General features: G+C 40.2%; 7 protein-coding genes. All 7 read right to left on the bottom strand.

The genetic code is table 11. The annotated features are described in order from the left end of the window. Positions 1–127: 127 nt before the first annotated feature. Positions 128–2,491: an MFS transporter gene (locus ACHCNF_RS00035; protein ID WP_408070757.1), complete on the bottom strand. Its 2,364-nt coding sequence runs from the start codon at positions 2,489–2,491 to the stop codon at positions 128–130. Between the two features lie 9 nt (positions 2,492–2,500). Continuing rightward, positions 2,501–3,742 carry an ABC transporter substrate-binding protein gene (locus tag ACHCNF_RS00030; protein WP_408070756.1) on the bottom strand — a complete coding sequence of 414 codons (1,242 nt, stop codon included), beginning with the start codon at positions 3,740–3,742 and terminating at the stop codon, positions 2,501–2,503. Further along, positions 3,739–4,872 (bottom strand): alanine racemase, encoded by a 1,134-nt coding sequence (locus tag ACHCNF_RS00025; RefSeq protein WP_408070755.1) that lies wholly within the window; start codon positions 4,870–4,872, stop codon positions 3,739–3,741. The genes ACHCNF_RS00030 and ACHCNF_RS00025 overlap by 4 nt, the downstream gene beginning before the upstream one ends. Next, positions 4,856–6,361 (bottom strand): hypothetical protein, encoded by a 1,506-nt coding sequence (locus ACHCNF_RS00020; RefSeq protein ID WP_408070754.1) that lies wholly within the window; start codon positions 6,359–6,361, stop codon positions 4,856–4,858. The genes ACHCNF_RS00025 and ACHCNF_RS00020 overlap by 17 nt, the downstream gene beginning before the upstream one ends. A 2-nt stretch (positions 6,362–6,363) precedes the next feature. Continuing rightward, positions 6,364–8,154: a PP2C family protein-serine/threonine phosphatase gene (locus ACHCNF_RS00015; RefSeq protein ID WP_408070753.1), complete on the bottom strand. Its 1,791-nt coding sequence runs from the start codon at positions 8,152–8,154 to the stop codon at positions 6,364–6,366. 157 nt (positions 8,155–8,311) lie between these two features. Continuing rightward, positions 8,312–10,543 (bottom strand): AAA family ATPase, encoded by a 2,232-nt coding sequence (locus ACHCNF_RS00010; RefSeq protein ID WP_408070752.1) that lies wholly within the window; start codon positions 10,541–10,543, stop codon positions 8,312–8,314. A gap of 1 nt (position 10,544) precedes the next feature. Further along, the gene (locus ACHCNF_RS00005; protein ID WP_408070751.1) at positions 10,545–10,844 is read right to left on the bottom strand and encodes an ATP-dependent Clp protease adaptor ClpS; all 300 of its coding nucleotides are present in this window, start codon (positions 10,842–10,844) and stop codon (positions 10,545–10,547) included. Positions 10,845–11,004: the final 160 nt, after the last annotated feature.

Below are 11,004 nucleotides of genomic sequence, written 5' to 3'. Positions count from 1 at the left end.
GTACCGTTAACCGATTAACCTAATGAACAAAATAAATTATAGTAGGGGAGGTTTATGAGTGTCAATTGGACATTTTTTTCGTTTTTCTTTGGTAAAAATTGTATGATTTATACAAAATATTTGGCCATCAGGCCTTTGCCTTTTTCCTGCGCATAAGCATAATGACTATAGCTGCTACCGCATATAGTACAGCTCCGATCATCATAGGATTAGCAAATCCTTCGCCCGGAAGAAGCATAAGCTCTGCTATCATCGGCGCAAAGCTAAGAAGCACATAACACAGCACTACGAAGAAAATAAGTGCGGTGGATTCATCCACTTCCTTACTCACTACGTCAAGACTCATAAATCTGTCTGTAGCCATGGGTGTTCCAAATCCATCCAAAAATCCCAGGATCATACTTGATACAATAATCACTACAGTCACCATGGGAAGCTTTAAGATGAATATACTAAAAGCCGTGATTGCAAATGTAAAAGCCAGACATGGTTGAAGGCCAAACTTAGCCTTAGCCCTTGAAACAAGTGCAGGTCCGATATAAATTCCCGCCAGTCCGTTAGCTATATAACAATAACTCAGAACTACGGAAGATGTGCCGTTAGCCTGACAAATTGCAGGTATAAGTGTAACGCAGAGCATTACCCCGATATTTAGCGGTATAGCGACAAACAGTATGAACATGATCATCTCAAAGGATGTAAACATTTTGATTATAGATGGGATAGATACAGGCTTTTCTTCCTCTTCTTCTCCCTTATGTTTTGCCAATACATCCCATGGAATAAGGAAATATGTTCCTGCAAGGTAAAACAGAAACAGTATTCCGGAAAGCAAAAATGTCATAGCATATCCGGCATTTGCAGAAAGAATAGCACCAAGACCTGCTCCGCATGTTGCTCCTGCAAGAAGCCCTGCGTTGTCCTGGGAGATATTGTCGCTTCTTCCTTTATCCGTTTCGTATCCACGAGTTATCAGATAATTAGAAACCTGTTTGAACCCTGAATAAGCAAAGCCGGCAATTGTCCTGCATATGATGATTGTAAGTGCACCGCCAAATGCAAAAGCAGCAAAATTAGATGCTGTCATAACTATAGTTGAAACTATTAAAACAGATTTGATATCTAATTTTTTAACTATTTTTGGAAGCACAAGCATTCCTGCCATCTGTGATAATCCTTCAAGTGTAAGTGGCAGAGCTGCTGTAAGACCAATAGAAAGTCCAAACAAAGCTGTCCCCTCTGAACGAATCATCATAGCAGCATAGGGCACGCACATATACTCGGCTGTTGAGCACAAAAATCCGGTGAATCTTAGTGCAAGGCTTACCTGTTTCTCATCAAAGTCCATATTCTTTGCTTTTTTCCCTCTGGCACCTATGGACAGGTCAATCAGGCTGTTAAGCTCAAACACAAATATAAGGAGGATTATCATCGTGGAAAGAAGCAGCATGATAATACTTCTCATTTCCTTGGCAACCATCTCATTTGATATTTCAGCCTGCAAAGATAAAATAGAATCCTTTTTATCTTTACCACCGAAGGCAAATGTAATAATCTCAGATTCCTCATCTGTTACATTTACTTCCGAAATCTTCTCGGATATACTTACAGCATGCAGCGTATTAAGAGACATTATTCTGTCTTCTATGTAGTCCTGTAGACCATCTACATCTCGCAAGTCCACACCCTGGCTGCTCACATTTTCAATCTGATTTTGCAGATTCATAAGTGATATTCTTACAGTCTTTTCTATTCTGTCTCTGTAATCATTTTGGAATGAATAAATTGACATAACTGATACAGCCAGAATAGAGGAAAAGAGCATCACAATGGTGATCATCTTTCTTATATTCCTGCTCTCAGTAACTTTGTTCAGATTTTCTGTCCTATCTCTACCCATAGCAAGAAGAAGAGTAAACATAAAAACTGCCAGTACAAAAGCAATAATTAATGATTGTACCAAGGTACTTCTTCTTACGTTGCTAAAGCTCTTATTGAACATTTTGTCCTGATAAATTGCGCCAAAATATCCTATTACTTCTTCATCCCTATGAATATTGGTAAAGACAACCTTATTACTGCCTGACTCTATAACTGTCCCTTCCTTGTCATACAAGTCGGGAAGCTCCCTTTTAAATTCCGCTGAGTCAAGAAAGCCATTTATCACCTCGGGATTTTTTGTATCAGCAAGGTACAGGAGTTTTCCTTCCAGGTCGATGACAAAAGGAACAGGCCCCGGATACAGTTCTGAGAAGGAATTGAATACGTCTTCCATTCCGTAGTAATTCTCAAAGCTTTTACCGAAACTGACAGCAGTCTCTATTCCTGCGACATTGTCCTTTTCTACTCTTGCAATAGCCTCCTTTTCAAGCTCAATTGCTGTTGTCTTATAATTCAAAAAGCCCATTGTTGCAACAAAGCTTATTGCAAAAAGAACAAGGAGAGTCAAACTTATAAAATAAATTTTCTTTGCATTATTAGTGTTATCCATACGCCATCCTTACATGAAAATGTCATCACAAATAGCTAAGAACTCAAAGCTTAACGGGTAATTAATCCTTTTTGCCACGCCAAAGTTAACATAGATACTTGGTGCACTACTGTATACGCAAGGAAGCTTGCCTGCCTCTGCGCCATTAAAAATCTGTGCAGCCGCATTAGCAATAAACCTTCCAACATTTTCAAGATCATTAGCTGCTATTAGCATAAGTCCGCCATTTTTCACAGCCTGAGAATCATCCATCATATATACAGGAATATTCTTCTCATAAAGGGGCTCTATCAGTGGCTCTATCATGGACAGATCATTTATGAGATCGACTGTAAGATAAAAAGCATCTATTCCACTGTCTGAAACCTTCTCTATTCTCTCTTTTACTTCGCCGTAATACTTTTCAAGCTGCTCCGGCGTTCCTCTTTGCTGAAGACCGATATTTTCCTTCACAATAGAATAACCAAAGCTCTCAGAAGCAGCCTCTATATCAGGGACACCTGAAACAGTCTCATCTCCGTAAATTACAATTCCAAGTTTTTTGAACGGTTGAATAGAATGATAGTACTTTATCTGTCTGAAGACAGGTGACGGTTCTACATGAGCCCATACATTGGGATAGCCGCTGTCTCCTGATGAGGATTTGATGATTCCCGATGCAACAGGGTCCGTCGCACTAAAGTCCATCATGGGTACAGGTAAATCCAGCTCCTTCACGAATAATCCGGGAGTCGTACCAAAGGTAATTACCATGTCAATTCCATTTCCTGCTTTGTCCTTAAGGTACTGCGCAACCATATCATTATCATCATATCCAAGATAATAAAAACCATCGTCAGCAAATTCTATGTAGTCTCCAAGATCTGCTGTAAGAATCTTTTCATAAATCTGCTTTGTGGACATATTGTTATTATCTATGTCCTCAATTGTAAGCGGAAGCGAGTCCTGTTTAATCCAGCCGAGCTCCTCAAGCCCTTTTAAGATATAGAAAAACTGACGGCTCGCAGGAAGGTATTCATCATAATCGACATAAGCTATTCTGAATTTGCTTCCATCGCTTTTGGTTGTGGGAGCAATGACCGGTTCACTGCTCTCTATTGTATTTTCATTCTCAGCAGCATTTACAGTCATGCCAAAAACGCCCTTTATATTTCTGCCTGTCCCAAGCATACAGACAGATACAAAAAGCATTACAGCAACAGCCGTTATTCTCTTAATAAACCTACAATTTTCCAGGATCATCTTTTTCATATATAGAATTTCTCCAGTCTTCCCGCTGTCATACATAGCCATTCTCCGTGAACATATGAGATATTATTCCTGTCAAGAATTTCATAAGCGCTAACTCCCTCCTCGCCAAGAATAACCGCTATGTCTCCGATTTTTATATCATCAGCACCTGTTATATCTATACATAAATTATCCATGCACATCTCATCTGCAGGATAAAATAGCCTCTTGTTAATACTTACCCTGACGTCCTTCTGTGTAAAAATAAGTGGAGCGTCCCAGTATCCGAGCATAATTCTTGCTATTTTCCGTTTTCCTCTTCGCTTGCAATTACTCTCATAGGACAAGGGAACATCATCTTCTATATCCCTGACATCAAAAATACGTGCGCATATTTTCATTGCAAACTGCATGTCACTGTCTTTTTTATCCGCCAGTCCGTACATGGCGCTTCCTACTCTCACCATGTCAAATGCGTATTCGGGAAATCTGAATACCAGTGAAGAATTAAGTGCATGGACCATCAGGTTTTTACGGTAATCCGGATCGATTTTATCTGAAAAGGCTTTAAAATATTCAAGTTCTGCCCTTATGCTCTGTTCATCATCCGAATATGACGAGTACAGATGTGTATAAAGTCCGCAAACATCAAGATTTTCCGATGAAAACAGCTTCTTCTCATTTCTCGTATAGTCGTCATAGCTGATGCCCATTCCTGAGTCGTATCTATCCAGCCTTACATGAATTCTGATTTTAACTCCCAGGCGTTCTCCTATGCTGTTAAGCTTGTCTATCCATTCCGTTTTATAGAGTGTAAAGATACTGTCTTTGGCTGATATACTATTATTTTGGAGCTTACTCTCAATCTCCTCAGGATCAGCCGCTCCGATAAGAAGTGTGGGAATACCATCATCATAATGCTGCGATGAAAGTGTGGTAAGCTCGCTCATTTTTCCAACTGCAACCATTGTGACATGCGGACATTTCGACAAGCACTTCCTTATTCCTCTTATGCCATGCCCATAGGCATCCGCCTTCAACACAGCACAGATTCCCACCTTATCACCGAGTTTTTTCGATATTGTCTTAAGATTGTTCCGTATAGCATCGGTATTTATTTCTGCCCAGGCTTCTTTATGATATACATCCATTGATTATATTCTCCGTATATTTTTTATTCATTTCCTTTGCCAGATTTTTATACCAATGGGGCGGTCTGTCCTTTTTCGGGACAAAATCCAAATACATCTCAAACAGACCAATAATATGAGAATCATTTAGTCTTGTGGATTCAATGATCCTGGTCATTTTCTGAAGCTCTGCATCACTCATCACCATTTCTACAGGGCCTGCCAGATATGAGCAATCGTCCTTGTTACTCAGTGCAAACATTGGTCCGCTGATATATCCGGAGCAGTCATAGCTGTTTACATTTTCAGCCTCCTTAGTATATCCGCACTCCTTAAGAAGTTTTGCAAAGCACTTCTTCCACTCAGGTAAATATGTCGCCTGAAACATTCCCCCATACCATGTGATCCCGCGTTCAAATGCAAATAAAACTGCTGCCGTAAACAGCCCCGTGAATATTTTTTTCTCTAAAAGAAGGCTGATAAGGCTTTCTCTTGATGCATCAAAAGAAATTACAGTTTCGCTCATGGATTTGCCGGAAAGCACTCCATTTTCATCAAGCTTTAAAAATACCTTTCTTCCCTTCTCATCACATGTTCCAAAAAGCTGAGCAGCTAATGGAAGTCCGTCCTTTGTCGTAATCTCCTGCAGCTTTTTTATAATACCTTTATCTGATAAAATCCTGCTTAGTATAGAATCATCTTCTTTAAGCTCTTTTACCAGAAGCCCTCTTGCCACTTCCTCAGCTTCAATATAAACGGGGAAAGCCCCGTCAAGTACATGCATTAGAGAAAATAGCTCTTCACCTATAATCGTCGTCTGAGTTGCATAATCGGGAGCATTTAGTACCTTTTCATTCTCATAGACCTTATCCAGTATCTCAGTAAGAGCCTTATGCAGGCTATCCGGTACAACGTTATTATTCTCAGACATTTCAAGATATCTCTTTCGAAATTTGTCTATCATGTCCTGATTGATAGCCCTGGCATTCATTGCCATGACGTTTTGATCAAGCTTTCTGAAAAAAGGCATAAGCTCCTTTTCGTCCTTGGCATAAACACAGATTCCTCTGGCATAGGTGCCACTTCCAAGTTCAACCTGTCCTCCCGTCAGTACAGGGAATGCTTTTTTGTTAAAACCACTTTTCCTTAGAAGATGGTAGTACAAAATATCTCCCTGAAATGACTGAGCACAAAACATAGCTCCATGGTGATCTGCGGTGGAGATGATTTTTGTATTTAAAGCCTCTCTGATATCAGATAAATGCTGCTCGCCAAGTCTCTTTGATGATATATTTATGATCTCATCAAAAAAATCATCGGGTTCTCTGATGGGTTTTATGCTCCTGTTATGAGATGCCTTTTCTGATTGCAAATCCAAAAATTCATCAAGCAGGATATCACCTTTTTCGCGATAAGCAGCCAGGGTGTCATTTTCTCTGCTGCACCGAAGTGCCATATCCTCCGCAAGGTTCAAGTCTGTATTCATATCCATTAACTGTTCATCGGCCATTTTCAATCCTCAGAAGTGTTAGACTTGAATGGTGTTCTGTAAGTAAAGCCAAGCATTGTGATGTCGTCGAACTGAGGAGCTTCTCCTACGAATTCATCAATATCCTTTCTGATAACCGGTAGCAGCTCGGAAGGATTTGCATCCTTATATTTATTAAGGGCTGTTAATAGTCTCTCCTCTCCATAGAGCTCATTATTGCTGTCTGTAGCCTCTGTAACACCGTCAGTATATACAAAAATGCTTTCGCCGGGCTTAAGGTCAAATTCGTTTTCCTTGAACCTAAGTCCTTCCATTGTAGCAACTGCAGGTGCATGCTTTGTCTTGAAGAACTCGTATTCTCCGTTTTCCCTGCGTATTGCCGGATATTCATGGCCGGCATTTGCCTCACAGATGTGTCCTGTCTGCAGATCTATAATTGCAAGCCATACCGTTACAAACAGTTCAGCGTCATTACCTTCGCAGAGCTGGTTATTAACATTTCCAAGAGCTTCTCCGGGTGTTTCTCCCATCAGCACACGGTTCTTGATAAGAGTCTTCGCAATTACCATGAACAGAGCTGCGGGAACACCTTTTCCGGATACATCTGCGATAACAAGTGCAAGATGATCATCATCTATTAAGAAGAAGTCATAGAAATCACCGCCGACTTCCTTTGCAGGCGTCATAGTCGCATAAATATTGATATCTCTCCTGTCAGGGAACGGAGGGAAAATTCTGGGCAGCATATCTGCCTGGATCTGAGTAGCTACATTAAGCTCTGCCCCAATTCTTTCCTTCTCTCTCGTAACCTTCTGGAGGTTTAGCATATAGTCATCAAGAGCAGTTATCATGTCGGCAAAGCTTACTGACAGATGTCCTATTTCATCATTATCACCACTGTTTTCTTTAATTATCTCTGCAAGGGAAGCGTCCTTGCTGTCTGAATATTTTTCAATGTTTTGCTCAAGACGTTCTATTCTTTTCAGAATCTTACGAGACATAAACTGGTAAAGAATGATTGTTACAACAGCAAAGACTATAGTCGATGCAATAACCTGTCTTAGTACGGAACGTGCTATCTCACCATTGATACGGTCAACGCTTGTATCAGCACAAACCATTCCGAGCTTCTGTCCGCCTATATACATCGGTCTGCAAAATGTATACATATATCCGTATTCATTATTGATAGAATCAACTACGTCAAGACTCTCTCCGCTCTCCCAGGTCTTCCACATATAAGGATGCTTGGTCGGATCTTCATATACCTTGTCACCTATATAGAGTATTTTCTCCCCGTTTTCATTTTCTACTGTAGAAAGTGAAGGGTCGATAAGGTAATGAACAGTATGGTCCTCTCCTTCAACCGGACGTATATAATATACATAATCAAGTTCGTACTCTTTGGCCGCATCAAGAAAAACTGCAAGCCAGTATTCATAGGCATACTTGATATACAGATGCTTAGCTTCCTCATCCATTTCTTCGTACTTTGGAAACCTGTTATCATAATTCTGTATAACATATGAATTATATGCGTCCAAAGAGACATCTATATCATCCCTGAAATTCTCAGGAACATCTATGTTATAGTCATGCTCTTCCAGCCATTCTACTATGTTAGCAAATTCGCCATTTTCCTTTTGCATTAGGCTATCCAGATGAGCAGTAATCTGATGCAGTCTGCTGACACAGTTCTCATGATACGACTGTGTCTGATTGATGAATGAAATCACACCGTTAGTCACAATAGTGACAAGAGCAAACAGGAAAAACAAAATGCTAAATTTTCTTGCAAGACTTTCTCTTCTCATGAATTATCCCCTCATATCTACAAAAATATATGCGTAATAACGTATACAAGTACATATACAGTCCTATGTAAATTGTAACATGATAAGAATAAACTATTTCCGAAATAACAATTAAAAATTTATATACTTACAATTATTTTTAAATAGAAAAAGGCGCTCACTTGAGCGCCTTAGTGTCGGTTTGAATTGAAAACCTGTCATATTCTGCCGATAGCACAAGTCTTCCGCCATCCTTTAATTTTCCAAACAATATCTCATCCACAAAGAGAGGTTTAATATCATTTCTTATAACACGGTCAACCTCTCTTGCTCCGAATTCCTGGCTTATGCCACGCTTTTTGAGAAGCTTTTTCGCGCTTTCATCAGCTGTAAATTCTATCTTTTTTGCTTTTAGCTGCTCCTTAAGTTCATCAAGTTTTTTGTCGACTACAAGAGTTGCCATATCTGAATCCATGCTGTTAAAAACAACAACCTTGCTAAGTCTGTTCCTGAACTCAGGCTGGAACACTCTCTTTACTTCTTCCATGAGAACACTGTTGTCGTGGCCTTCACTGACAAAGCCTATCCCGCTTTTTCCAAGCTTATTGGCTCCTGCATTTGAGGTCATAATAACAACAACATTTCTAAAATCTGCTTTTCTTCCCTGATTATCGGTAAGTGTCGCGTAATCCATAACCTGCAGCAGAACGTTGAATATATCGGGATGAGCCTTCTCAATCTCATCAAGGAGTAGTACTGATGAGGGATTTTTCCTTACCTCCTCCGTCAGAATACCGCCTTCCTCGTAGCCTACATATCCTGCAGGGGAGCCTATAAGCTTTGCAACAGCATGCTTTTCTCCATACTCACTCATATCAAAACGGATAAGCTTCACACCAAGCTCAGCAGCAAGTCTCTTGGCTATTTCTGTTTTTCCTACACCCGTAGGACCTACAAACAGAAGGCTCGCCAGAGGCTTATTTTCTTCAGACAACCCTGCTTTCGAGAACTTGACGGCATTTACCACCTGCCCTATGGCATCATCCTGCCCGAAGATTTTGCTCTTTAGTCTGCTCTCAAGGGTTGAAAGGCCTGTCATATCATCAGTTTCAACTGTCTCGATAGGCACTCGGCATATCTTTGTCAAAATTTCATTTATTACCGCTTTATCAACCTTCTGCCTGCTCTTGTCAGTAGGATGTAGTTTTCTGTAAGACCCCGCCTCATCTATGATATCTATGGCTTTATCTGGAAGATACCTCTCATTAATATATTTGGCGCTCATTCTTACAGCATACTCCAGAACACCCTTTCCATAAGTTACGCCGTGAAATTCCTCGTATTTTTCCTTAAGTCCTTCAAGTATCTGTATGCTCTCATCCTCTGATGGTTCTTTTACTTCGACGTTCTGAAAACGTCTGACAAGACTCTTATTTTTTTCAAAGTACTTTTTGTATTCCTCAAAGGTTGTAGCCCCGATGAACCTGATATGTCCATCAGTAAGATATGGTTTAAGCATATTGGATGCATCAAAAGAGCCCTCTCCCACAGCGCCGGCACCTGAGAGATTGTGAATCTCATCAATATAAATTATCGGCTTTTTTTCTTTTCCTATCTCGGATAGAACTCTTTTAAAGCGCTTTTCAAAATCGCCGCGATATTGAGTTCCTGCCAGCATTCCGCCAAGATCAAGCGCATATATCTTTGCTCCCTTGATGGCATCCGGAACATCACCCTTTTTAAGCTTCTCCACAAGTCCGTATGTGATTGCAGTCTTTCCTACTCCGGGTTCTCCTATGTGAAGAGGATTGTTCTTGTCCTTTCTGCAGAGAATCTGTATTGTACGCTCAAGCTCATTTTCTCTTCCTATAAGCGGATTCACATCCTCAAGTGTATCGTTTAAACAGGGCGCGAAAATCTTAAGGTTACCTGCGTCTTCTCTTATCTCGGGGTTACCTGTTGTAGCGCTTCCGCCATCAGGGCTGACTTCATCCTCTATATAAGCCATTTCCTGCAAAAGCTCTGCCTCTGTAATGCCATCCTGCTCCATATAATAGACAGCATAGCAGTTGTCCAGATTCCATATAGCATGAATAAAATGCCTTATATATATCTGATTACATCCACTGCCAAAAGCACTCTGACCTGCAAAGTTGATCATGTGCTGAGTACCTGTGGAAAGTGTTGGCTCCTTGCCGTTTGATTGTTCAACATATTTCTGTATATATTTTTTAAGGTTCTTTTTAAGTGATTTTTTGTCTCCACCGCAGTTCTCATATGCTTCAACAAACTCAGAGATTTTTAATATCATCAGCAGTATTATCTCCGGCGTAACATATTCATAGCCTTTTTCTGCAGCATACTCAATTGCGCTCTGCAAAACGAGCATCGCCTCTTTAGACAGATTCATATTATGCCTCCTCCACGCTCATTCTAAAAGGAAATCCCTCTTTTTTTGCTCTTGAGAGCGCAGCGTCAACCTTTGTTCTCGCTATGTCATAGGGATATTTACCAACCACTGCCTGACCGTTTTTATGTACGTTCATCATTATAGACTGAGCTGTAACATCATCCTTATGAAAAATGTCCACAAGCACATCCACCACAAAATCCATAGTGGTGAAATCATCATTGAACATGATCACATTAAACTGCCTGGGTTCCTTTATCAGATCCTTTGTTTTTTCCTTTGCTGCTCCCTGTGTTGCCATGCTTTCTCCCTCTGAATTTTCATATTTTTCGAGCGTATGTCAATATTTGAAGATTTTTTATCCTTCATTATCTTTTTGATTTCATTAATCATAGAACGATTCATCACATATAGTCAAACCATAACATGGCACAGGTATTTGAGCTCGTTATTCCTCTATT

Source organism: Butyrivibrio sp. NATIVEDY162 (genome assembly GCF_045999815.1).
In the GTDB taxonomy this organism is placed as follows: domain Bacteria; phylum Bacillota; class Clostridia; order Lachnospirales; family Lachnospiraceae; genus Butyrivibrio.
The sequence above is the reverse complement of the archived record's forward strand: the minus strand, read 5'-3'. Positions and strand labels throughout refer to the sequence as shown.